Source organism: Sphingomonas sp. BL-S-29 (assembly GCF_055521495.1).
Genome location: NZ_CM145482.1, coordinates 1247249 through 1271217 on the forward strand (window position 1 = coordinate 1247249; position 23969 = coordinate 1271217).

Annotated in this window: 14 protein-coding genes and 1 tRNA gene; 10 read left to right on the forward strand and 5 right to left on the reverse strand. The window is 66.0% G+C overall.

What is annotated here, in order from left to right; all coding sequences use genetic code 11:
• Nucleotides 1-76 precede the first annotated feature (76 nt).
• Nucleotides 77-1156 (forward strand): AI-2E family transporter, encoded by a 1080-nt coding sequence (locus ACZ1I2_RS05970; protein ID WP_465170594.1) that lies wholly within the window; start codon nt 77-79, stop codon nt 1154-1156.
• Here ACZ1I2_RS05970 and ACZ1I2_RS05975 read toward each other — a convergent pair.
• The 3 genes from ACZ1I2_RS05975 to ACZ1I2_RS05985 form a co-directional block, all read right to left on the reverse strand.
• A complete protein-coding gene (locus ACZ1I2_RS05975) occupies nt 1150-2559 on the reverse strand; it encodes an efflux transporter outer membrane subunit (protein ID WP_465174785.1) in 1410 nt (469 codons plus the stop codon). The genes ACZ1I2_RS05970 and ACZ1I2_RS05975 overlap by 7 nt on opposite strands.
• A gap of 193 nt (nt 2560-2752) precedes the next feature.
• On the reverse strand, nt 2753-3937 hold the full coding sequence (locus tag ACZ1I2_RS05980; protein ID WP_465174784.1) for an efflux RND transporter periplasmic adaptor subunit: 1185 nt from the start codon (nt 3935-3937) through the stop codon (nt 2753-2755).
• Nucleotides 3930-7136 carry an efflux RND transporter permease subunit gene (locus tag ACZ1I2_RS05985; protein WP_465170591.1) on the reverse strand — a complete coding sequence of 1069 codons (3207 nt, stop codon included), beginning with the start codon at nt 7134-7136 and terminating at the stop codon, nt 3930-3932. Before ACZ1I2_RS05985 ends, ACZ1I2_RS05980 begins: the two co-directional genes overlap by 8 nt.
• Nucleotides 7137-7268: 132 nt before the next feature.
• Here ACZ1I2_RS05985 and ACZ1I2_RS05990 point away from each other — a divergent pair, with 132 nt between their 5' ends.
• Complete coding sequence (locus ACZ1I2_RS05990; protein ID WP_465170590.1) at nt 7269-8183, forward strand: LysR substrate-binding domain-containing protein; 915 nt, start codon at nt 7269-7271, stop codon at nt 8181-8183.
• 2 nt (nt 8184-8185) lie between these two features.
• Here the strand turns inward: ACZ1I2_RS05990 and ACZ1I2_RS05995 are convergent, their stop codons facing one another.
• Nucleotides 8186-9589 carry an epoxide hydrolase family protein gene (locus ACZ1I2_RS05995; RefSeq protein WP_465174783.1) on the reverse strand — a complete coding sequence of 468 codons (1404 nt, stop codon included), beginning with the start codon at nt 9587-9589 and terminating at the stop codon, nt 8186-8188.
• Nucleotides 9590-9888: 299 nt separating this feature from the next.
• Between ACZ1I2_RS05995 and ACZ1I2_RS06000 the strand changes: the two genes are divergently transcribed.
• A complete protein-coding gene (locus ACZ1I2_RS06000) occupies nt 9889-11151 on the forward strand; it encodes a cupin domain-containing protein (RefSeq protein WP_465174782.1) in 1263 nt (420 codons plus the stop codon).
• 24 nt (nt 11152-11175) lie between these two features.
• A complete protein-coding gene (locus ACZ1I2_RS06005) occupies nt 11176-11697 on the forward strand; it encodes a hypothetical protein (RefSeq protein WP_465174781.1) in 522 nt (173 codons plus the stop codon).
• 477 nt (nt 11698-12174) lie between these two features.
• Here ACZ1I2_RS06005 and rtcR read toward each other — a convergent pair whose 3' ends face one another.
• Nucleotides 12175-13767: an RNA repair transcriptional activator RtcR gene (rtcR, locus tag ACZ1I2_RS06010; RefSeq protein ID WP_465174780.1), complete on the reverse strand. Its 1593-nt coding sequence runs from the start codon at nt 13765-13767 to the stop codon at nt 12175-12177.
• A 262-nt stretch (nt 13768-14029) separates the two neighbouring features.
• Between rtcR and ACZ1I2_RS06015 the strand changes: the two genes are divergently transcribed.
• From ACZ1I2_RS06015 to ACZ1I2_RS06040, 6 genes are all read left to right on the forward strand, one after another.
• Nucleotides 14030-14107, forward strand: a tRNA-Pro gene (locus ACZ1I2_RS06015).
• Nucleotides 14108-14124: 17 nt separating this feature from the next.
• Nucleotides 14125-15672: a vWA domain-containing protein gene (locus ACZ1I2_RS06020; RefSeq protein ID WP_465174779.1), complete on the forward strand. Its 1548-nt coding sequence runs from the start codon at nt 14125-14127 to the stop codon at nt 15670-15672.
• Nucleotides 15673-16412: 740 nt separating this feature from the next.
• The gene (locus ACZ1I2_RS06025; protein ID WP_465174778.1) at nt 16413-17636 is read left to right on the forward strand and encodes an RtcB family protein; all 1224 of its coding nucleotides are present in this window, start codon (nt 16413-16415) and stop codon (nt 17634-17636) included.
• 35 nt (nt 17637-17671) lie between these two features.
• A complete protein-coding gene (gene rtcA / locus ACZ1I2_RS06030; protein ID WP_465174777.1) occupies nt 17672-18688 on the forward strand; it encodes an RNA 3'-terminal phosphate cyclase in 1017 nt (338 codons plus the stop codon).
• An 801-nt stretch (nt 18689-19489) separates the two neighbouring features.
• Complete coding sequence (locus ACZ1I2_RS06035) at nt 19490-20368, forward strand: ABC transporter ATP-binding protein (protein WP_465174776.1); 879 nt, start codon at nt 19490-19492, stop codon at nt 20366-20368.
• A 14-nt stretch (nt 20369-20382) separates the two neighbouring features.
• Nucleotides 20383-23967: an ABC transporter permease/M1 family aminopeptidase gene (locus ACZ1I2_RS06040; protein WP_465174775.1), complete on the forward strand. Its 3585-nt coding sequence runs from the start codon at nt 20383-20385 to the stop codon at nt 23965-23967.
• The last annotated feature ends 2 nt before the right edge of the window (nt 23968-23969 follow it).

The window sequence follows — 23969 nt, forward strand, 5'->3', positions numbered from 1 at the left end:
CGCGGCGAGGGTCGCCACCTCACCCTTCCGCCTCGTCGAACGAGACGGAAGGGTGGGAGTGCGCTAAACTGCTGCGATGGACCAATCCGAGACCACCGCGCCCCGCGCCACCCTTATCGCCAGGCTGACGCTCGCGGGCCTGCTCGTGCTTCTCGGGCTGTGGATCGCCTGGACGTTTCTGCCGTCGCTGGCCTGGGCGGTGGTGATCGCGGTGGCGATCGATCCGCTGCAGCTGTGGCTGCGCGCGCGATGGCCGGGGCCGGCGGGCCGCACCTGGATCGCGGCGGCGATCACGCTGCTGGTCGCGTTGCTCGTGCTCGTGCCCGTCGCGGCGGGCATCGCCCAGGCCGCGCGCGAGGCGCATGATGTCTCGGTCTGGATGACCCAGGCGCAGACGAACGGCCTGCCCTTGCCGGCATGGGTGGCGAAGGTGCCCGTCGGCCGCGAGATGCTGACCAATTGGTGGGAGACGAACCTCGCCACGCCCGAGGGCGCGATCCATCAATTCCATCAACTGCGCGCCGTCGCCGACACGCGCCTGATCGGCACCAATGTACTGCACCGGCTGGTGATTTTCGGCTTCACCCTGCTGACCTTGTTCTTCCTGCTGCGCGACCGCGACGCGATCATCGCGCAGATGCGCCGCGCCGGAGACCGGCTGTTCGGGCCCACCGGGGAGCGCGTCGGCGAACAGGCGCTGCGCTCGATCCGCGGGACGATCGATGGCCTCGTCCTGGTCGGCATCGGTGAGGGCGCGGTGATGACGATCGTCTATATCGTACTCGGCGTGCCGCATCCCCTGCTACTCGGCGCAGTGACGGCGGTGGCGGCGATGATCCCGTTCGGCGCGGCATTGGTCTTCGCGATCGCCGGCGCCTTGCTGATCGGTCTCGGCTCAGTCGGCGGCGCGGTCGCGGTGATGGTCATCGGTCTGGTCGTGGTCGGCATCGCCGATCACTTCATCCGCCCCGTGCTGATCGGCGGCGCGACGCGGCTGCCCTTTTTGTGGGTGCTGATCGGTATTCTCGGTGGCGTCGAGACCCTGGGATTGCTTGGCCTGTTCATCGGCCCCGCGACGATGGCGGTGCTGGTGATGTTGTGGCGCGAGTTCCTGGAGGCGCCGGGACAGGCCGAGGAAATTCCCGCGACTCAGTAAACCCCGCCGACTGCCTGCACCGTCGCCACCGCGATCTGCAGCCGGTTGGTGCGCACGTCGAGCAGCGACCGTTGCGCGTCGAGCGCCGCGGTCTGGGCGGTCACCACTTCCAGATAATCCGATGCGCCGTCGCGGTAGCGGATCAGCGCCAGGTCGCGGGTGCGCTCGGCCGCCGTCGTTGCTGCCTGCTGGTCCGCCTCCTGCATGGCGAGATAGCGGGCGCGGGCCAGGTCGTCCTCCACTTCGCGAAAAGCGGTCAGCACGGTCGAGCGATAGCTGGCGGCCGCCTCGTCATAGTGCGCGCGGCTGATCGTCACCCGGGCGCGGCGGGCGCCGCCGTCGAAGATCGACAGCGCGGCGGAGAGTGGACCCAGCGCCCAGAAACCATTGGGGGCGCTGAAGATTCCGCTGTTTCCGGCCTCGAATCCGCCCGATCCGCCCAACGTAAGCGAAGGGAAAAGCGCCGCGCGCGCGACGCCGATCCGGGCATTGGCCGCGGCGATGCGCTCGGCCGAAGCGATCACGTCCGGGCGGCGCTGGAGCAGGTCGGAGGGCACGCCGACCGGAATCACCGGCGGCGCGAGCGGCATCTTGGCCACGGCCAGCGAGAAACTGGACGGGGATTCGCCGACCAGGATCGCGACGGCATGTTCCAGCGCGGCGCGATCGGCTGCGACTGACGACAATTCGGCCCGGGCGCTCGACAGGATCGAGGAAGCGCGGCTGACGTCGATGCCCGAGGCAATGCCGCCGGCATGGCGCGTATCGGTAAGGTCATAAGCGCGCTGGAATGCGGCGACCGTCTGCTCCAGCAAGGTGATTCGCGCATCGAGCCCGCGCATCCGGACATAATTGTCGGCGAGCGATGCTTGCAGACCGAGCCGGACGGCGGCGAGATCCTGCGCACTGGCGCGGGCGTCGGCGGCACTGGCCCTGATCGAATTGCGCACCCGCCCGAACAGGTCGATCTCATAGGCAAGCGACGCGCCGACGCGCAGATCCGTGTCGGTCGCCGCCGCGCCCGATCCGAACGGCCGGCCGGCGGAAATGCGCGAGCGCTCCGCGTCCGCGCCGACATCCACGCTGGGCAGCGCTTGCGCACCCGTCTCGCGCAAGGCGGCGCGGGCCTGGTCGTAGCGGGCAACGGCGGCGGCGAGATCGGGGTTGGCTGCCTCGATGCGGGCTTCGAGATCGTTGAGGGTAGGGTCGGCGAACAGGGTCCACCATTTGCCGGGTTCGGGTGCGGGCGTGGCGATGGGCTGCCACGGGCCGAGTTCCTTGTACGCCGGCGCGGCGAGGCTGGGGGGGATCGTTTCCGGCGGGGCCAGCGAACAGGCGGTGAGGCTGGTTGCAAGAAGGGCCGCCAAAAAGCCCCGCCCCTTCAGGCGCACCGGGTCGGCCATGCCCCCGGCATGGCCTGAAGAGCGCGGGGCGCTCTTCACCCGGTGCGGGGTTGGGGGTGGGGCAGTGCGGCAAGAACCAGCGCCGGCGTATGCGGGACGGCCCCACCCCAACCCAGCATCGCCGCCCTTGGCGCTGTCCGGGGGACAGGGCTGCGGCGATGCTCCTGAAGGGGAGGGGCTTATAGTTGTAGTCTCAACTCGCCGCACGGGTCGCCCCCGGCTTCGCCGTCCGCACCGCATCGCCCGACTGGAGCGAGTCCGGCGGATTGTCGATCACCCGGTCGTTGGCGTTCAGCCCCGCGCTGATCTCGACATTGTCGCCATTGTCGCGGCCGATCGTGATCGTCTTCAGCAACGCCTTACCATCCGGCCCCAGCACCGCGACCTGAGTCCCGTCCGCCCCGATGATCAGCGCGCTCGGCGGCAGGCGGACGCCCGCGCCCGGGCTGCCCAAGCCAAGCGGCAGCTTGACCTGGGCATAGGCGCCCGGCTTCAGCGCGCGGTCGCCATTCGCGGCCTGGAATTCCATCAGCACCGTGCCCGATTGCGGATCGACCGCGCCGGCGCTGCGCACCATCTGGATGTCGAAATCGCGTCCCGGATATTCCGGCACGTTCAGCGACGCGTGCAGGCCCGGATGGAAGGCGCCCGAATAAGGCTGGGGCACGCGCACATAGACGCGCATCCGCCCGATATCGGCGACGGTGAACAACGGCGTCGACGCGGCCGTGCCCGCGGTGACGAGCGCGCCGATCTGAGTCGACCGGCTGGTCACCACGCCGGAAAAGGGCGCGACCAGCCGCGTGAAGCCCTGCAGCGCGCCGAGCCTGCGGACGTTCGCGCTCGCCGCATTGGCGATGGCGGTCTTGGCGGCGAGATCGCCGATCTTCTCGTCGGTTTCCTGCTTCGACACCGCGTCCTTCGAGAGAAGATTGTTCCAGCGCGCGGCGGTCGACTGGGCGAGCGCGCGATTGGCCTGGGCGGTCTGGAGATCGGCGCGGGCGGCGGCGACCTGCTGGTCCACCTCGGGCGCGTCGAGCACCGCGAGCACCTGCCCGGCGCGGACCGGGTCGCCGATATCGACGAACCAGCGGCTGATATAGCCCGTCGTGCGGGCATAGATGGCGGCGCTGTTATAGGCCTGGACGCTGCCCGGCAGGGTCAGCGCATCGGCCTTTTCCGCGGGTGTGGGCCGGATGATCGTGACGACGGGGGTGGATTGCGCCTCGGTCCAGGTCGTCAGGCTGCTCTCGGCGCGCATCCGGGTGACAATGCCGAACGCGACGACCAGCAGCGCGACCACCACCGCGACGATCGCATAGGTCCGCAAATGGCTTTTGGGTCGCGTATCGGGCGTATCGGTAGCGACGTCAGGCATGCACTTCCTCCAGCGCGGCGCCCGTGGCGGCGCGTCTGCTTTTCTTTTCCGCATCGCGGCGGTGCGCAATGCTGAAGATCACCGGCACGAACATCAGCGTCGCGATCGTCGCGACGATCAGCCCGCCGATCACCGCGCGGCCGAGCGGCGCATTCTGCTCGCCGCCTTCGCCCAGACCCAGCGCCATCGGCAGCATGCCGATGATCATGGCGAGCGCGGTCATCAACACCGGGCGGAACCGCGTCATGCCGGCCTCGAGCGCGGCCTTCATCGCCTCGCCATGTTCCGCCAGCCTTTCGCGCGCGAAGCTGACCACCAGGATAGAGTTGGCCGTCGCCACGCCCATGCACATGATCGCGCCGGTCAGCGCCGGCACCGACAATGTCGTGCCGGTGATGAACAGCATCCAGATGATGCCGGCGATCGCGCCCGGCAGCGCGGTGATGATCACGAACGGGTCGAGCCAGCTCTGGAAGTTCACCACGATCAGCAGATAGATCAGCAGGATCGCGCCGATCAGGCCGAAGAACAGGCCGGAAAAGGCCGTGTTCATCGTCTGGTACTGGCCACGCAGGGTGACCGTCACGCCCTTCGGCGCCTGGTCCTTCATCTGCTTCAGCACATGGTTGATGTCGCCCGCCACCGCGCCGAGATCGCGTCCGCTGGGCGTCGCGAAGATGTCGATCGCGGGGGCGATATTGTAATGGGAGACGATCGCGGCGGCATTGCCGCGCGACACGGTGGCGATGCCGCCCAGCACCTGGGACCCGGCATGGCCGGCACCGGTGATCGGGATGTTCTGCAATTCGCTGAGCGAGCCGACGCGATATTCCGGCGTCTGCGCGACGACTGAATAGGACACGCCGTTTTCCGGGTTGAGGTAAAAGACCGGCGAGGTCTGGCCCGATCCGGCGAGCGCCCCGGCCAGGCCGTTGGTCACGTCGCGTTCGGTCAGGCCGAACTGGCTGATCCGGCTGCGATCGACCGCGACGCGCATCTCGGGATAGCGCGCGCTTTGCTGGATGCGCGCATCGGCCAGGCCGGGGATCGTCTGCAGCCTGCGCAGGATGTTGCGGGCATAAGCGTAATTGGCGGCCTGGTTGCGCCCGCCGGTGATCTGCACGTCGATCGGTGCCGGCGCGCCGAAGTTCAGGATCTGGCTGGTGATGTCGGCGGGCAGGAAGGAGAAGGTCGTGCCCGGGAAAGCGCGCGGCAATTCCTCGCGCAGCTTGCGGACATAGCCTTCGGTCGGGGCATGGTCCTTCGACAGCTGGATCAGGATGTCGCCGTCCTGCGGCCCGATCGTGCCGGAATTGTTGTAGACCAGGTTGATGCTGCTGAACGCCAGGCCGATATTGTCGACGATCGAGACCAGCTGGTCCGCCGGGATGATCTGACGGATGCGGCGCTGGATGCGGTCGAATTCGGCCGAGGTCTGTTCGATGCGCGAGCCCACGGGTGCGCGGACATGCAGCGTTATCTGCCCGGCATCGACCGAGGGGAAGAAATTCTGTCCCAGGAACGGCACCAGCAGGAACGATAGCAGGACGACCGCAAGGAAGCCGATCACGAACCGCCGGCCGGCGCCCAGCGCCCGCTCGAGCAGGCTGCCATAGCCGGCGCGGATCCGCTCGAACCGCGCCTCGAACCCGCGCTGGAACCGCACCATCGGGTTGCGCGAGGTTGGGCTGCCCGCCTCATGGATATGCCCCGGCGCATGCGGCTTCAGCAGGAACATCGCCATGGTCGGCACCAGGGTGCGCGACAGGATGAACGACGCGATCATCGCGAACACCACGGCGAGCGCCAGCGGCACGAACAGGAAGCCGGCGATGCCCGGCAGGAAGAACATCGGCACGAACACGATGCAGATGCACAGCAGCGAGACGAACGCCGGCGTCACGATCTGCGCCGCGCCGTCGAGGATCGAGGGGACCACACCCTTGCCCTGCTCCATGTGCCAGTTGATGTTCTCGATCGTCACCGTCGCATCGTCGACCAGGATGCCCACCGCCAGGCTGAGCCCGCCGAGCGTCATGATGTTGAGCGTCTGCCCGGTCGCCGCCAGCGCGATCAAGGCGGCCAGGATGGCGAGCGGGATCGAGATCGCGATGATCACCGTCGAGCGCCACGATCCCAGGAACAGCAGGATCATCAGGCTGGTCAGCGCGGCCGCGATCGCGCCTTCCCTGACCACGCCGTTGATCGCTGCCTTCACGAACAGCGACTGGTCGCCGATCGGCACGATCTTCAGCGTGTCGGGCAAGGTCGTCTGGATATTCGGCAGCGCGTCCTTGATGCCCTGGACGATCGCCAGCGTCGAGGTCGCGCCGTTCTTCAGGATCGTCATCAGCACGGATCGCGATCCGTCGACATGCACGACATTGGTCTGCGGCGCGGTGCCGTCGCGCACATGCGCGATGTCGCGCATATAGATGGTGCCGCCATCGACCACCTTGACCGGCAGCGCGTTCAGCTCCTCGATCGATCCCGGCGCGTTGTTGAGGCGCACGGTATATTGATAGCCGCCGATCTTCACGAAGCCGGCCGGATTGATCTGGTTCTGCGCGGCGATGGCGTTGGTCACGTCCTGCGCCGACAGTCCCTTGGACTGCAGCGCCTGCGGATCCATGTCGATCTGGATCTGGCGCGATCGTCCGCCCGAGGGATAGGGGATGGCGGCGCCCGGTACCGTGACGAGCCCGGGGCGGATGCTGTTCTGCGCGAGATCGAACATGCGCCCTTCGGACAGGCCCTTGCCCGACAGGGCGAGCTGGAGGATCGGCACGGTCGAGGCATTGTAATTCAGGATCAGCGGCGGCGTGGTGCCGGGGGGCAGCTGGCGCAGCACCGATTGCGACACCGAGGTCACCTGCGCGGTTGCGGTGCGGATATCGACGCCGGGCTGGAAATAGATCTTCACGATGCCGATGCCGGGCATCGACTGGCTCTCGATATGGTCGATGTCGTTGACCGTGGTGGTCAGGATGCGCTCATAGGGCGTGATGATCCGGCCCGACATGTCGTCGGGCGACAGGCCGGCATAATTCCACGCCGCCGCGATCACCGGCACCTTGATCTCGGGGAAGATGTCGACCGGGGTACGCGCCGCCGAGAGTATGCCGACGATCGCGATCAGGATCGCCATGACGATGAAGGTCAGCGGCCGCGTCAGCGCGACCTTGACGATTCCGATCATTTGGGTCCGATCATGGCGGATCTCCGGGCCTGGGGAGGCGCAACAACTGAGTCTTCCGGCGCCGAATGGGCCTTTGCTGCACGTGCGTCCAATATGATTTGACCCCGGATCAAGACGTGGGACATATCGATTATGGAGCTTCGCCACCTGCGTTATTTCGTTGCCGTCGCCGATGCGCTGCACTTCGGCCGGGCGGCGGCGCAGCTCGGCGTGTCGCAGCCGCCACTCAGCCAGCAGATCCGCGCGCTCGAGGACCTGCTCGGCGTGCGCCTGTTCGAACGCAGCAGCCGCAAGGTCGCGCTGACCGAGGCGGGCCGCGTCTTTCTCGACCAGGCGCGGGCGACGCTGGCCCAGGCCGAGCATGCTATCGACGTCGCGAAGCGCGCCGCGCGCGGCGATTTCGGCAAGCTCGCCATCGGCTTCAATCCGTCCGCGCCCTTCGTGCCCGCCGTCGCCCGCGCGATCTTCGCGTTCCGCCAGCTTTATCCCGACGTGCGGATCGAGCTGTTGGAGCTGTCCCCCGGCGCGCATGTCGCGGCACTGGCGGCCGGCGATATCGACATCAGCTTCCTGCGCAGCCCGACGCCGCCGGTGGTGCCGCCGGGCATCGTCGCCACGCATGTGCTGGAGGAGCGGCTGTTCATCGCCATGCGGTCGGACCATCGTCTCGCCCGCAAGACCAGCCTGTCGTTCCGCGATCTGCACGGCGAGCCGATGATCTTCTACGCGCGCGACCAGAAGGGCAGCTTCGCGACGAATTTCCTCGAAATGCTTCATGCGGAAGGCGTCGACCCGCTGGTGGCGCAGGACGTGCGGGAGATTTCGACCATGTTCGGCCTGGTCGTCGCCGGCCTCGGCGTCGCGGTGCTCGCTGAATCGCTCTGCGCGCTGCAGCCGGCGGGCCTCGCCTATCGCGCGCTCAGGGGCAAGAAGGCGATCTCGTCGCTATGGATCCTCAGCGCGAAGGATGCCGAAGGGCTCGCCGCGCGGCAGTTCCTGGCGGTGCTGGAAGACGCGGGGCAGCCGTTGGACCGCCCCGCGCCATGACGTCAGCTGCGCAGCGACCGGAAGGTGGCGCGCAGGTCTTCAGTGAAGGCCTGGGGCTGTTCCCACGCGGCGAAATGCGTCCCCCTGGCGTGGCGCTTGTAGAAGACGAGGTTGGGATAGGCCTTGCGCGTCCAGCTTTCCGGGGCCTGGTAGATTTCCTCGGCAAAGGCGCTCACCCCGGTCGGCAGCTCGATGCCCTTGGGCGCGAAAAACGCCAGCTTGCTTTCCCAATAGAGCCGCGCCGAAGACACTGCGGTGTTGGTCAGCCAGTATAGTGTGATATTGTCGAGGATATCGTCGCGCGTCAGCCCTTCGCGCGCGCCGTCGAACACGCGGGCGATCAGCTTGTAGCTTCTGATGTCGTGATCGAGCATCCACGCGGCGAGGCCGACCGGCGAATCCGCGAGCGCGTAGAGCGTCTGCGGCCGCCCCGCCATTTCCTGCGCGTAACCCAGGCCGTGCGCGTAGAAATCGACCAGCTGGTCCCACGCATATTTCTCGTCCGCCGACAGACCTGCCGGTTCGGGACCGCCGGGCAGCAGCGCGGAGATGCTGTCGGGCACCGTCGCCGGCATGTTGGTGTGAATCCCGGCCAGCCCGGCCGGCTTCTGCAGCGCCATCTGCTCGGTGACGGCATTGCCCCAGTCGCCGCCCTGGGCGACATAACGGGTATAGCCAAGGCGGGTCATCAGCACGCCCCAGGCCCGCGCGACGCGTTGCGGGTCCCAGCCGGTCGCGGCCGGCTTGCCGGAAAAGCCATAGCCCGGAAGCGAGGGGATCACGACGTCGAACGCATCCGCGGCGGTGCCGCCATGGGCTGTCGGGTCAGTCAGCGGGCCGATGACCTTGAGCTGCTCGATGATCGACCCAGGCCAGCCATGGGTGATGATGACCGGCAACGCACCGGGATGTTTCGACTTCACATGGATGAAGTGGATGTCCAGCCCGTCGATCGCGGTGACGAAGGCGGGATAAGCGTTGAGCTGGGCCTCGGCGCGGCGCCAGTCGTGATGATGTTGCCAGTAATCGGCGACCTTCTGCATCGTCGCCAAGGTCACGCCCTGCGATGTGTCGCTCACCGTCTCGCGCTCGGGCCATTTGGTGGCGGCAAGGCGGCGGCGAAGATCGGTCAGCGCTTCGTCCGGCGCGCGGTACCGAAAAGGGCGGATCGACGCGTCGCCGGCCGCTTCGCTGGTTGCCGTGGCGGCACCGACGACGAAGCTGGCCGTGGCGGCCATCTCCGCCTGAGCGGCGCCCGGCGCCCGGGCCTGCGCATCGGCATGCCCGGCAGAAGGTGGCGCGGCGGTTTCGGCATGCGCGCTACCGGACAATATCGCGCCGAACGTACCCACCATGGTCGATGCCAGGAGCTGGCGCCGACCGATCGAACTCCACAACAAGCCCATGATCATTCTCCCCGTTCAGGGCGGGCAGGAATGATGCGTTCGCTTCGAATTGGACCCAGGTGACAGCGCACGCGCTACGGTCCCCGCCCGTGCGGGTATCGTGCCTGACGCCGGCCGAGTCGGTCAAATCGGATCGATCGCACCGGACGTTGTCCGGTCGGCATGTCGTGCCCGGTTGCGGTGGACGCTGGCCTGGACGCGGCCATCTGGAATCCCGACGCATTGACACCCGCTCGGGCCGCCGCGAGGATCGGCCTGTCGGCAGCCAGGCTCCGAGCCGTGTGACGAGGAAGTATCTCGTGGTAGAGTTGACGGACCCGACCGCTGCTCATCGCTGGCCCGCGACAGCAAAAACGGGTGTGTCGAGCGCGATCTCCCTGGCGTGGCTGCTCGACCCGGTTCCGCCCGCGACATTCGTGGCGGACCATTGGGAGCGCGCGCCGCTGTTCGTCAGCCGCTCCAGTCCCGGCCATTATGCCTGCCTGCCGGGCCTGAACGAGGTCGACGAACTGATCACCGCGACCGCGTCGCGCTCCCCGGGCATGACGGAAGATGTGCGCATCATCAGGACCGATGAAAAGGGAGAGCTGTCGGTTCGGCCGCCCCGCATGCTCGAAAACGGATTGCCGGATATCCAGGCGATGTACCGGGACTATCAACATGGCTGCTCATTGTCGGTCAATCATCTGCACCGCCGATCGGCTTCGCTTGCCCGGCTCTGCGGCCGCCTGGAGGAGGATCTCCACCACCCGATCGGGGTCAATCTCTATCTGACGCCGCGCGGATCGCAGGGTTTCCAGCCCCATATCGACACGCACGACGTTTTCATCCTGCAGGTCCATGGCACCAAGGACTGGTATTATGCCGAGCCCGACGACGCGCTGCCGCTGGCTTCGATGAAGCCGCCATGCGACCATCGGCTGGACAGATATCGCAAGATCACGATGCGGCCCGGCGATCTGCTGTACCTGCCGCGCGGATTTCCGCACTTCGCCAAGGCCACCGCAACGTCCTCGCTTCACTATACGGTGGGGCTGGAGCCATATCGATGGATCGACTTCATGTATGATGCGCTCCAGGAAATGGCGCATTCGGACGTCGCATATCGTCATGCCCTTCCCCCCGGCTTTTCCGATCGGCCGGTGGACGGTGCCAGCCCGCGCGCCTTTGCAGGCGAGCTGGTCCGCCAGCTGCAGGACGACGGGTTCCTGGCGCGTGTCGGGCAGCGGCTGGAGGCGCGAAGGCTTCGGCCAGGCAAGGCCACGCCGATCGGGCATTTCGCGTCCATCGACGCGGCCCAAAATCTTGCCGCTGAATCCGTCCTGGTCCGCGTCCCGGGCGTCCATTGCCGCGTCCGTCGTACCGAAGATGCGGCCATTATCGATTTCACCGGAAACTTCGTGTCCGGTCCCGATTTTCTGATGCCATTGCTCCAGTTTATTGCCGCGAATCGCGCGTTTGCTGTAAAGGATTTGCCGGGTACGCTGGCGATGGCAGACAAGCTTGATTTGATTCGGCGTCTGATCGGCGAAGGCCTGCTGCACATCATCCCTACCCGCTAACCCGACGTCCAAGGAGGAAGTGCCATGACCAGCGACGCATCTCCGTATCAGCAGCCCGGCCCATCACATCAGTCCGGCAAAGCCAAGGGCCCTATCGCGGGCGACGACCTGCCGAACGACGCCGAACTGGTGTTCAGCGAATGGCTGGCGAGCCTGGAATATCAGGACCGTCGATATCATGAGAAGGTCATCGGATTGCTCGCCCGCGAGGCGATGAAGGACGAGGCTTTCAGGCATAAGGTCGTGGCCGATCCGGCCGGCGCCTTATACGATCTCGGATCGAGCCTGGCCGTGCCGGAAGATTTTTCGATCAGGTTCCTGGAAAATACCGACAAGGAGCTGAACGTCGTCCTGCCGCCGCTCGCCTCGACGATAACGGACTATCTGGAAACGCTTGGCCGGGAGGACGCCGATTATCCGATAGCATTGCGCGATCGCCTCCAGTCGCGAACCGCCGCGCGGATGCCCACGCTGTTTCAGGACGACTGGAATTTGAGCGACGCTGGCGATGATCTCTCTTTCCTGATGATCGCGCCGCCTGGCTGACCCCTTCGGCGCGTGTTCATCTCATCGCCGCGTTGGCTGCCGATATCGTCGGCCATCGAGGCGACGCGGCCTAGAGTAGCTTGCATTACATCGGAGCCACCACCACCCGTTCGTCCTGAGTAGCCATCGAGTAGCCGCGCAGCGGCGTATCGAGAGGGCGTATCGAAGGACAGGTTCCGCGCGACAACCTGTCCTTCGATACTGGCTCTCGATACGCCTTCGGCACCTCGATCCCTACTCAGGACGAACGGATCAGATTTAACGCTCGCCGCTCTAGAGTCTGATGACTTTACCTTTACCCGTTCGTGCCGAGTGAGACCGAGTAGCGCCGCAGGCGCGTATCGAGGGCTCGTATCGAGGCACTGTTCCGGGCGACACCCGTCTCTCGATACGCCATCTCGCTACGCTCCTGCGGCGCTACTCGATAGCTACTCGAGACGAACGGCAGGGACCGGATCGACCTGAAGTCATCTCGCTCTAAGCGTGTGAAACGGCGGCCCAGTCCAGCCCGAACCGGCTCAGATATTTGCGCAGCCGGTCGGCGTCATTGGCGCTGCTCCGCCGGGTGCGTGACGCGGCGAAGAGGGTGCGGCCGGCTTCGGACAGCGATCGGCTGGTACGGCAGACGCGAATGGTCTCGGCGAGTTGAACGCGGTCGAACGGGTCGATGTCGGCAAGCGCTTCGGCATCGAGCAGCTGGGCGAGCACGCCCAGCCCGTCGTCGGTCTGGCCCGACCACAGACGCTTGAGCCGGATGATTTCGGCTTCGACGCAGTCCAGATCGATCCGCCCCTTCGGCGAGAGCGTCGCCATGCGCGTCACGCTGGCGGCAAGGTCGCGAAAATTGCCGGGCCAGCGCGCATCCACGCCGGTGGCGAAGGCCAGATAACGCTGGCGGGCTTCCTTGTTGAAGCTGGCGCGATCCCCCTCGCGCTCGGCGAAGCGATCGAGCTCATAGTCGAGATTGGGCTCGATATCCTCGCGCCGGTCGGCAAGGCCGGGCAGCGTGAAGGTCCACAGGTTGAGCCTTGCGTAGAGATCGTCGCGAAAACCGCCGGCCGCCACCGCGTCGCCGAGATCGCGGTTGGTGCCGGCGATCAGCTGGAATTCGGATGCCGCTTCCTTGTCCGCTCCCACCGGCAGGAAGCGCTTGTCCTCAATGGCGCGCAGGATCATCGCCTGTTCGTCCAGCCCGAGCTCGCCGATCTCGTCGAGGAACAACATTCCCTTGTCGGCGGCGCGCAACAGGCCGGGGCGGTCAGCGACCGCGCCGGTGAACGCGCCTTTGCGGTGGCCGAACAGCGCCGACATCGCGCCGTCGCCCTTCAAGGTCGCGCAATTCACTTCGACGAACGGCCCGGCGACCTGGTGCTTCAGCTTCTTGAGTTCATAGATGCGGCGCGCGAGCAGGCTCTTGCCGGCGCCGGTCGGTCCCATCAGCAGGATCGGCGCCTTCGATCGCAGCGCGACGCGCTCGATCTCGTCGATCATGCGGTTGAAGGCGGCATTGCGCGTGTCGATGCCCGATTTGAGGAACGAGGTGCTTTCGGCGCTGGCCACCGCGAACCGCGTGGCGATGCTGTCGTAGCGCGACAGGTCCAGGTCGATCGTGTTCCAGATGCCGGCCGGGTTGAGCGACCCGCGCTCGGGCTGGGTCTGGAGCAGACGGCCGGGCAGATACCGCGCCTCGGTCAGCAGGAACAGGCAGATCTGCGCGACATGGGTGCCCGTGGTGATATGGACCAGATACTCCTCGGTGTCGGGATCGAACGGCTCCGCGCGGGCGAAGTCGAGCAGCTTGCCGTACACTTCCTCGAAATCCCACGGGTCCTTGAAGTCGAGCAGACGCATCTCGACCGTGGTCTCGGGCGAGACAGCGGCAATGTCCTCGACGACATAGTCCGCGAGCCGGCGATGGGCGCTGCCGTGCAACAGGATGAAGCGATCGACCCGCAGGTCTTCGTGCATGGTCAGGCCCACGCTCGGCCGCCATTTATTCCAGCGCGACGGCCCGAACTTGGCGGCGTCGAGCGTCGAGCCCAGGAATCCGATGACGGTGAGCGGCTTCATTCTTATCCCATAGGATAAATTCCTATCTGTAGCGATAAGAAAGTGGATAAGCGCCGCAGCGGCTGTCGCGCCCGGATGTGGCGATCTTCTTGAATAATATCATTCATTATCAGGCAATTATGAAATTATCGGCCCCGTCTCGGCCGAACTGGCACGCGAACTGCTCTGTATCCGGCATCGAGCGAGGCGATATTTCGGCCTCCTTGGTAGCGGAGCAGAGCAGGGGCGGCCGGAATGGGCCGGCCGCCCCGAAGGATTTTCACAGGGCGTAGCTCAGGCCGCGCAGAGCACCGGCCTTGGGCGCCGGGGGTCGCAGGTTCAAATCCTGCCGCCCCGACCAGTAAGAGGAGTTGGACGATGGCCAACAAGGGACTTTTTGCTTCGGCGGTGGCGAAGCTCTTGCCGCGCACGGACACGGTGAACCGCGAAGGAGCGCCGGCCTATGCCTATGGGCCCCGGGAAAAGCTCGCGCAGCTTGCCGCGACCGGAACGCTGGCGGACAATTTTTACGGCGCGGCGGAGACGCAGCTGGCCGAGGTGCTCGATGCCGCCAAGGCGGTCGATCCCTATTTCGTGGCACAGGCCGCGATCTACGCTCGCAAGTCGGGGGCCATGAAGGACATGCCGGCCTTGCTGGCAGCCTATCTTACGGTCGCCGATCCCGATCTGTCGGTCGCGGTGTTCAATCGCGTGATCGACAACGGGCGGATGCTGCGCAACTTCGTGCAGATCATGCGTTCGGGGCAAGTCGGGCGGACGTCGCTCGGCTCGCGGCCGAAGCGGCTGGTCCAGCGCTGGCTGGAGCAGGCAACCATGCCGCAGCTGATGGCGGCGGCGACGGGCAAGGATCCGTCGCTGGCGGACGTCGTGCGGATGGTGCATCCCAAGCCGGCGGATGCCGCGCGCAAGGCCTTTTACGGCTGGCTGATCGGGCGTCCCTATGACGTTGCCGCGCTGCCCGCCGAGATCGCCGCGTTCGAGGCCTGGAAATGCGACGGCATGCTGCCCTTGCCGCCGGTGCCGTTCGAATGGCTCACTGCTTGCCCGCTCACCGCGGTGCAATGGGGGGAGCTTGCCGGCCGCATCGGATGGCAGGCGCTGCGGATGAACCTTAACACGCTGGCGCGCAATGGCGCGTTCGACGTGGAGGGAGTCACTGATGCCGTTGCCGCTCGACTGACGGATCGCGATGCACTGCGCGTCGTGCGACCCATGCCGTACCAGTTGATGGTGGCGCTGGGTCAGGTCGGCGATGGCGTGCCGCTCAAAGTCCAGGCGGCGCTGGAGGAAGCGCTGGAGCTGTCGCTTCGGGGCGTGCCGAAGGTGCCGGGCCGGATCGTCGTCTGCCCTGACGTGTCGGGGTCGATGGGGTCGCCGGCGACGGGCTACCGCAAGGGTGCTTCGTCGAAGGTCCGGTGCATCGATGTTGCGGCCCTGGTCGCGGCGGCGATGCTGCGGCGCAACCAGGATGCGCGCGTGCTGCCGTTCGAGCAGCGGGTCGTGAAGCTGAAGCTCGAGGCCAATGCCCGCGTGGCCGTGAATGCGGCGAAGCTGGCGGCGGTCGGCGGGGGCGGGACGAATGTCTCGGCGCCGCTGGCGATGCTGAACGCCGAACGCGCGACCGTCGATCTGGTCGTCATCGTCTCCGACAACGAGTCGTGGGTCGATGCCGGCCGGCGCGGCTCGACGGCGACGATGGCGGAGTGGAACAAGCTGAAGCGCCGGAATCCGGCCGCCAGGCTCGTCTGCATCGACATCCAGCCATACGGGACCACGCAGGCGAAAAGCCGGGCGGACATCCTCAACGTCGGGGGATTCTCCGACGCCGTATTCGACACGATCGCGCGCTTCGTCTCCGGCGAGACGCGCGACTGGGTCGGGATCATCAAGCAAGTGGAGATATAGGAACAGGCCGTGGCGAATGCCGACGGGATTACATTGCGCCAAGGGGAAACCCGAAAATCCAGAGTAGAGCGCCCGGGAAGCAGCGATGCCGAACGGGAGATGGGGTTCGAGTCCCCCCGTTGCAGCGGTAGCTCAAGGACGTTCTCGTCACTCTTGTCGCCACGGCCCATTAAACATCACGGCGAATGCCGGGAAGGACTACACTATGACTGCGGGTGTCGCGGGTTCGAATCCCGCCCGCTCGAAAGAGCGGTAGCTCAGTCTGGATAGAGCACCGGCCCCCTCGGGGGCGGTCTTTCCCAATCCTCGTCGCCGTGGACGAGATCAACATGGCGAATGCCTGACGGACTACATCGACTCCTAATCGCCAGGTCGCGGGTTCGAGTCCCGCCGGGCCTTTCACGGGCCCGTAGCTCAGTTGGTAGAGCGGGGAAGTCCGTCAAACACCTGGTCGCCATGACCCAATTGAAGCTGGCGAATGCCGGCGGGACTACATCGGTAAAGGCCGAAAGGCCGAGCGGTTCGAATCCGCCCCGGAAGCAATTCCTGGATGTCCCGCCTCACTTCGTCGCCAGCACCGAAATTTCAGTCGGCGAATGCCGGCGGGACTACAGGTCAGAGCACCTGCCGGAAGGCAGGAGGTCGGCGGTTCAACTCCGCCTCCGGGCAACCGGATAGCTCAGGGAAATGTCTCGCCATGCCTCGTCGCCGACACCATGATCGAACCAAGGGAGGTCGCGATGACCGAGACTTATGACTACCAGCACGTCGAAGGCGGCGTGCCGATCAAGATGTGGACGCGCGGCGTGCCGGTCGAGGACGGCGCGCGGGCGCAGCTCGCGCGGGCGGCGCAGATGCCGTTCGTGTTCCGGCATGTCGCGGTGATGCCCGATGTCCATATCGGCATCGGCGCGACCGTGGGGTCGGTGATCCCGACCAGGGGCGCGGTGATTCCGGCGGCGGTCGGCGTCGACATCGGCTGCGGCATGATGGCGGCGCGCACCTCGCTGGTCGCAAGCGACCTTCCGGACAATCTGGAGGCGATCCGCTCGGCGATCGAGCAGGCGGTGCCGCACGGCCGCGCCGTGGGACGCAGCAAGCGCGACACTGGCTCATGGGGCGATCCGCCGCCGGCGATCGTCGAGGCCTGGGCGACGCTCGTCCAGCGCTTCGATCGGCTCACCGAGAAGCATCCGCGGCTGAAGAACACCAACAACCTGGTGCATCTCGGCACGCTCGGCACCGGCAACCACTTCATCGAGCTGTGTCTCGACGAGAAGCAGCGGGTGTGGGTCATGCTGCATTCGGGGTCGCGCGGCGTCGGCAACGCGATCGGCACTTTCTTCATCGAGCTGGCCAAGCAGGACATGCGCAAATGGCACATCAACCTGCCTGACCAGGATCTCGCCTATTTCCCGGAAGGGACTGACCATTTCGACGAGTATGTCGAGGCGGTCGGCTGGGCGCAGGACTTCGCCGCGCTCAACCGGCGCATGATGATGACCAATGTCATGCGCGCGCTGCGGAGCCAGATCGCCAAGCCGTTCGAGGCGGAGATGGAAGCGGTGAACTGCCACCACAACTACGTCCAGCGCGAAAATCACTTCGGTGAGAACGTGCTGGTCACGCGGAAGGGGGCGGTGCGTGCGGCAAAGGGCGTGATGGGCATCATCCCGGGATCGATGGGCGCCAAGTCGTTCATCGTGCGCGGGCTGGGCAACCCGGAATCGTTCGACAGCTGCTCGCACGGCGCCGGTCGGGTGATGAGCCGGACCGCCGCCAAGAAGCTGGTGACGCTCGACGAGCATATCGCGGACACCGCGGGCGTCGCGTGCCGCAAGGACGAAGGCGTCATCGACGAGACGCCCAGGGCGTATAAGCCGATCGAGGCCGTCATGGCCGCGCAGGCGGACCTGGTCGAGATCGTCCACACGCTGAAGCAGGTGGTGTGCGTCAAGGGCTAGTCCCCTGGCGCACACCGCCCCATACGAGAAATAGCATGATCATCATCGATGGATCGGAAGGCGAGGGCGGGGGGCAGGTGGTGCGCAATGCGCTCGCCCTGTCGCTGGTCACCGGCCGGCCGTTCCGCATCGCCAATATTCGTGGGCGTCGTGAGAAGCCCGGGCTGATGCGCCAGCATGTGACCGCGGTCGAGGCAGCGCTGACCATCGGCGGCGCGGTGTGCGAAGGCGTGTCGGTCGGATCGTCCGAGCTGAGCTTCACGCCCGGGCGGGTCGTGCCCGGCGACTATCGCTTCGCGGTCGGCACGGCGGGCAGCACCGGCCTGGTGCTCCAGACCATCCTGATGCCGCTGCTGCTCGCGGGCGCGCCGTCCCGGATCGTGCTGGAGGGCGGCACGCACAACATGATGGCGCCGCCCTTCGAGTTCATCGAGCGCGCGTTCCTGCCCGTCATCAACCGCATGGGGCCACACGTCTCCGCGCGGCTGACCCGGCATGGCTTTTTCCCGCGCGGTGGCGGGCGGATCGACATCGACGTGACGCCGGGCAAGCTGACGGCGATGGAGTGCCGCGATCGCGGCGGGCTGACCGCCGTTTCCGCCACGGCGCTGTTCGCCGGCCTTCCGTTCGACATCGCCGAACGCGAGATCGGGACCGCGCGCAAGCTTCTGCCGGACTGGCCGGAGGAGGCATTCTCGGTACGGCAGCTGCCCGCCGAGCAGGGGCCCGGCAACGCGCTGCTGCTGGAGGCGGCATTCGAAAACGTCACTGAAGTCGTCACGGGCTTCGGCAAGCTGGGCGTCTCGGCAGAGTCGCTGGCCAGGACAGCGGCGCACCGCATGGCGGGATTCCTGGCGTCGGATGCCTTTGCGGGCCCCTATCTGGCCGACCAGCTGCTGTTGCCCTTCGCGCTGGCGGGCGGCGGCAGCTTCACGACGGTCAAGCCGAGCCAGCATGCCCGCACCGCTGCGGACGTGATCCGGCTGTTCACCGGCCAGCAGTGGGTGTTCGAACAGCAGCCCGGTGGCAGTCATCTGGTGCGGCGGAGCTAGGGCGGTTTCGAGCTGGTGTGATTCTCACCGGCCTCTCGAACCGGAAGTCCGTCCACTCTAAACCTGCCATCATGCCGAACTCGTTTCAGCATCCAAGGTGCAAACAACCGATGCCGCCGCTTGGGGAGCGTTGGATGCTGAAACGAGTTCAGCATGACGGAACTCAATATTATCGAACGACCTTCAGTTACAGGACACCAGTCCCGTTCGCCCTGAGCTCGTCGGGGGGGCGCTGCCGTCTGGCCGCGCTTCCCCCGTCGATTCAACATTCTCGCTTCCCGGTCCATTCCCTGTCGCGATGGGGGCCTGTGCCTGGCCGGAGCGCCGACGGGCGGGAAGATGATCCCCAGTCAAAAACATAGGGGTCGCGAAATTCATTACTTGCCAATACTATTGTCATGCGCCGGCACGATGGATCTCACGGCGAACCGCCGCCATCATTGGCGAGCCGGCGGCGTAATGCGTATGAAGTCGACGTTCACGCCGCGCCCGGAATCGAAAAACGCCCCCTGCTTGATGCCTCTTATAATTCGCCTCCGCGGCAAAAGCGATCTTGTGGTGATCTGTCGGCAGTTGAAGATATACCTGCCTGTACTGATCCTTTACCTCGACGGCCCGGCCAGTTGCCCTGTGCGATGTCTGCCGTTCGCATCGCTCAACGAGGGGAGGCGTCGCCAGGGCAAGGAACCCTCGCATAATTCGCTCAAGTATAGATGCGGTCACGTCGATCGCACGCACCCGCTTCAACGCTGCTTTACAAGCCCAACACACCTGCTAGCCTTCCCCCAAGCGGAGGGAATCATGCTGAAGATCGAGAAGCTCACTCATGTCTATGGCAATGGCACGCGCGCGCTCGACGGCGTCGACCTGACCATCCCGCCCGGCATGTTCGGGCTGCTCGGCCCGAACGGCGCCGGCAAGTCGACCCTGATGCGCACCGTCGCGACCCTGCAGACGCCGACCTCGGGCTCGATCAGCTTCGACGGCCTCGACGTCATCGCCGAACCCGAGAAGCTACGCCGCACGCTCGGCTATCTCCCGCAGGATTTCGGCGTCTATCCGCGCGTCTCGGCCTACGACATGCTCGATCACATGGCGGTGCTGAAGGGCATTGCCAGCCGCGGCGAGCGCAAGACGACGGTCGAGGGGCTGCTCCACCAGGTCAATCTCTGGGACGTGCGCAAAAAGGCGCTGGCCGGTTTCTCGGGCGGCATGCGCCAGCGCTTCGGCATCGCCCAGGCGCTGATCGGCGGCCCCAGGCTGATCATCGTCGATGAGCCCACCGCCGGCCTCGACCCGGAGGAGCGCAACCGCTTCCTCAACCTGCTCGGCGAGATCGGCGACGATGTCGTGGTGATCCTGTCGACGCACATCGTCGAGGACGTGGCCGATCTCTGCCCGCGCATGGCGGTGCTGGCCAACGGGCGCATCCTGCTCGAGGGCGCGCCGCTCGACCTCATCGAGGCGACGCGCGGCCGGATCTGGGAAAAGACGATCGATCGCAGCGAGCTGGAGGACCAGCGCCAGCGCCACCGCGTCATCTCGACCCGGCTGTTCGCCGGCAAGACGATCATCCACGTCCTGGCGGACGCGGCGCCCGGCGCCGGTTTCCATCCGGTGTCGGGTGGGCTCGAGGACGTCTATTTCTCGACGCTCGATTCCTCGCGTCGCGCGGCCTGAGCGGGGTGTCCGGCATGTTCGGCGGCGTCTTCGGCTTCGAGCTTCGCTACCAGATGCGTAACCCGGTCTTCTGGGTCGCGGTGGTCGTCTTCTTCCTGCTCTCGTTCGGCGCGACGACGATCGACCAGATCCAGATCGGGTCGGGCGGCAACGTCCACAAGAACGCGCCCTTCGCGATCGCGCAGGTCGTGATCATCATGTCGCTCTTCTACATGTTCGTCTCGACCGCATTCGTCGCCAATGTGGTGGTGCGCGACGACGAGACCGGCTTCGGCCCGATCGTGCGGGCGACGCGGATCACCCGCACCGCCTATCTGCTCGGCCGCTATACCGGGGCCTATGTCGCCGCCGCGATCGGTTTCCTCGCGGTGCTGGCCGGCATCTGGGTCGGCACCTTCATGCCCTGGGTCGACAGCGAAGTGCTCGGCCCGAACGTCTTTTCCTATTATGCCATGCCGTTCCTGTGGATCGGCCTGCCGAACCTGCTGCTGACCTCCGCCCTGTTCTTCGCGCTGGCGACCGCGACCCGGTCGATGATGGCGACCTATCTCGGCGTCATCGCCTTCCTGATCCTGTGGACCATCGCCAGCGTCGTGCTCGATCGCAACCCGGCCTATGAACTGGCGGGCGCTTATGGCGAGCCGTTCGGCATCGGCGCCTTCTCCTATGCGACCAAATATTGGACGGCGGCCGACCGCAACACGCTGGTGCCGCCGCTCGACGGCATGCTCCTGTGGAACCGCGCGGTCATCGTCGCGATCGGGCTCGGCGCGCTGGCGCTGGCGACCGCGACCTTCCGGTTCGGCACCAAGGCCTCGAAGGCGAGCCGCCGCGCGCTCAAGCTGCAGCTCCAGGTCGACGCGCCGGCGCCGTCCGGCCCGATCGGTCCGCTGCCCGTGCCCGGCTTCGGGCGCGCGACCGCGCTGGCCCAGCTCCGCGCGCGTACCCGGCTCGAGCTCGGCCAGGTGTTCAAGAGCCCGGCCTTTTTCGTGCTGATGGCGCTCGGCCTGTTCAACGCCGCCGGGGCGATGGTCGATTTCGGGGAGCTGTTCGGCACGCCCGTGCTGCCGGTCACCCGGGTGGTGATCGGGCTGCTGCAGGGATCGTTCGGCATCATCCCGCTGATCATCGCGGTCTATTATGCCGGCGAGCTGGTCTGGCGCGATCGCGACCGCAAGATCCACGAGATCATTGATGCCTCGCCGATCCCGGACTGGGCCTATGTCGTGCCCAAGGTGCTCGCCGTCATCCTGGTGATGTGCTCGATCCTCTTGGTCAGCGTCGTCGCCGGCGTGGTGGCGCAGCTGCTTCACGGCTATGGCGAGTTCGAGCTCGGCAAATATCTGCTCTGGTACGTGCTGCCCGACACGATCAACTTCACCCTGATCGCCGTGCTCGCCGTGTTCATCCAGGCGCTCAGCCCGAACAAATATATCGGCTGGGGCGTGATGGTGTTCTACTTCATCATCGTGCGCGTCACGCTGCGCAATCTCGGCTTTGGCGACGCGCTGTACAATTACGGCCAGTTTCCGCCCGTGCCGCTGTCCGACATGAACGGCATGGGCAAGTTCTGGATCGGCGCCTGGTGGCTCCGGCTCTACTGGTCGGCCTTTGCGGTGATGCTGCTGGTGCTTGCCCATGCCCTGTGGCGCCGCGGTACGGAGACGCGGCTGCGGCCACGGCTTAAGCGTTTGCCGCGCCGTCTCGCCGGTCCGGCCGGGCTGGTCGGTGCCGCGGCGCTCGCGCTGTTCGTCGCCAGCGGGGTGTATATCTTCATCAACACCCATGTGTGGAATCACTATACCACCCAGGTCGCCGACGAAGCCTTCATGGCCGATTATGAAAAGGCGCTGCTGCCTTATCAGAAGCTGCCCCAGCTTTCGGTGACAGCCGCGCGTGTCGCGGTCGATCTGCGTCCGCAGGAACCGGGCCTCACCGCCAGGGGCGTGCTCACCCTCGTCAACAAGGCGACGGCTCCGATCCGCGACGTGCATGTGCGCATGGGCGATCAGGTGACGCGGATCGGGTCGTTCGCCATTCCGGGGGCGACGCTCGTCCGCGATTATCCGAAATTCCAGTACCGCATCTATCGTCTCGCGGCCCCGCTCGCGCCGGGCGGCACGACCAGCCTGACCTTCCGCACCGAGCGCACCCAGCACGGCTTCCGCAACAGCGGCAGCGACACGCGCGTCGTGCAGAACGGCACCTTCGTCAACAATTTCGAATTCGTGCCGTCGATCGGCATCGACCAGAGCGGCATGCTGCAGGACCGGGTCAAGCGCCGCAAATACGGCCTGCCGCCGGAGCTTCGCCCCGCGAAGCTGGAGGACATGACCGCGACGCGCTTCAACCAGCTCCGCACGGACTGGATAAAGACCGACATCACCGTCACCACCGATGCCGGCCAGACCCCGATCGCGCCGGGCTACAAGGTCAGCGACACGACAGCCAATGGGCGGCGCACGGCGCGCTTCGTCGTCGATGCGCCGATCCAGAATTTCTATTCGGTCCAGTCGGCGCGGTACGTCGAGAAGCACCGGATGCATGATGGCGTCGATCTCGTCGTCTATTATGACGCGCGCCACGGCGCCAATGTCGATCGCATGCTCGCCGCCTTCGCGCACGGGCTCGATTATTATCAGCCCAATTTCGGTCCCTATCAGTTCCGCCAGGCGCGCATCATCGAGTTCCCGGATTACGCGCAGTTCGCCCAGGCATTCGCGGGCACGATGCCCTATTCGGAAGGCATCGGCTTCATCGCCGATCTCTCCGATCCGGAGAAGATCGATTACGTCACCTATGTGACCGCGCATGAGCTGGCGCATCAATATTGGGCGCATCAGGCGATCGGCGCGGACATGCAGGGCTCGACCATGCTGACCGAGACGCTGGCGCAATATTCGGCGCTGATGGTGATGGAGAAGCTGTACGGCCGCGACCAGATCCGCCGTTTCCTGAAGTTCGAACTCGATCGGTATCTGCGCGCGCGCGGCGGCGAAGTGATCGAGGAGCTGCCGCTCTACCGCGTCGAGAACCAGCAATATATCCATTACCGCAAGGGCTCGCTGGTCATGTACCGGCTGAAGGATGCGCTGGGCGAGGCGCGGGTCAATGCCGCGCTGAAACGCTATCTCGAACGCTTCCGCTTCAAGGGCGCGCCGTTCCCGCGCTCGCTCGACCTGATCGCCGAGTTCCGCAAAGGGGCGAGCCCCGAGGAGCAGGCGCTGATTACCGATCTGTTCGAACGCATCTCGCTCTACGACATCAAGACCAGGGCTGCGGTCGTCAAGAAGCTGCCCGACGGCCGGTTCGAGACGACCCTGACGGTCGAGGCGCACAAGCTCTATGCCGACGGCAAGGGCAAGGAGACCGAAGCGAAGATGGCGGAGACGGCGGAGTTCGGCCTGTTCGCCGCGATGCCCGGCCGCGGCGCCTTTGCAAAAAAGGACGTGCTGCTGCTCCAGCGTCTGCCGCTGAAAACGGGCACGCAGACGATCAGGCTGGTGACGGCGACGAAACCGGCCTTTGCGGGTGCGGATCCCTATAACGTCCGGATCGATCGCAACTCCGAAGACAATGTCATCGCGACGACCGGGTAAGG

Excerpts from the sequence above, each read along its gene's own strand:
- ACZ1I2_RS06005 (WP_465174781.1), top strand. The coding sequence starts at position 11,176 with ATGACCAGCGACGCATCTCCGTATCAGCAGCCCGGCCCATCACATCAG.
- rtcA (WP_465174777.1), top strand. The coding sequence starts at position 17,672 with ATGATCATCATCGATGGATCGGAAGGCGAGGGCGGGGGGCAGGTGGTG.
- ACZ1I2_RS06040 (WP_465174775.1), top strand. The coding sequence starts at position 20,383 with ATGTTCGGCGGCGTCTTCGGCTTCGAGCTTCGCTACCAGATGCGTAAC.
- ACZ1I2_RS05995 (WP_465174783.1), bottom strand. The coding sequence starts at position 9,589 with ATGGGCTTGTTGTGGAGTTCGATCGGTCGGCGCCAGCTCCTGGCATCG.
- ACZ1I2_RS05975 (WP_465174785.1), bottom strand. The coding sequence starts at position 2,559 with ATGGCCGACCCGGTGCGCCTGAAGGGGCGGGGCTTTTTGGCGGCCCTT.
- ACZ1I2_RS05980 (WP_465174784.1), bottom strand. The coding sequence starts at position 3,937 with ATGCCTGACGTCGCTACCGATACGCCCGATACGCGACCCAAAAGCCAT.
- ACZ1I2_RS05985 (WP_465170591.1), bottom strand. The coding sequence starts at position 7,136 with ATGATCGGAATCGTCAAGGTCGCGCTGACGCGGCCGCTGACCTTCATC.
- rtcR (WP_465174780.1), bottom strand. The coding sequence starts at position 13,767 with ATGAAGCCGCTCACCGTCATCGGATTCCTGGGCTCGACGCTCGACGCC.
- ACZ1I2_RS06025 (WP_465174778.1), top strand. The coding sequence starts at position 16,413 with ATGACCGAGACTTATGACTACCAGCACGTCGAAGGCGGCGTGCCGATC.
- ACZ1I2_RS06035 (WP_465174776.1), top strand. The coding sequence starts at position 19,490 with ATGCTGAAGATCGAGAAGCTCACTCATGTCTATGGCAATGGCACGCGC.
- ACZ1I2_RS06020 (WP_465174779.1), top strand. The coding sequence starts at position 14,125 with ATGGCCAACAAGGGACTTTTTGCTTCGGCGGTGGCGAAGCTCTTGCCG.
- ACZ1I2_RS05990 (WP_465170590.1), top strand. The coding sequence starts at position 7,269 with ATGGAGCTTCGCCACCTGCGTTATTTCGTTGCCGTCGCCGATGCGCTG.
- ACZ1I2_RS05970 (WP_465170594.1), top strand. The coding sequence starts at position 77 with ATGGACCAATCCGAGACCACCGCGCCCCGCGCCACCCTTATCGCCAGG.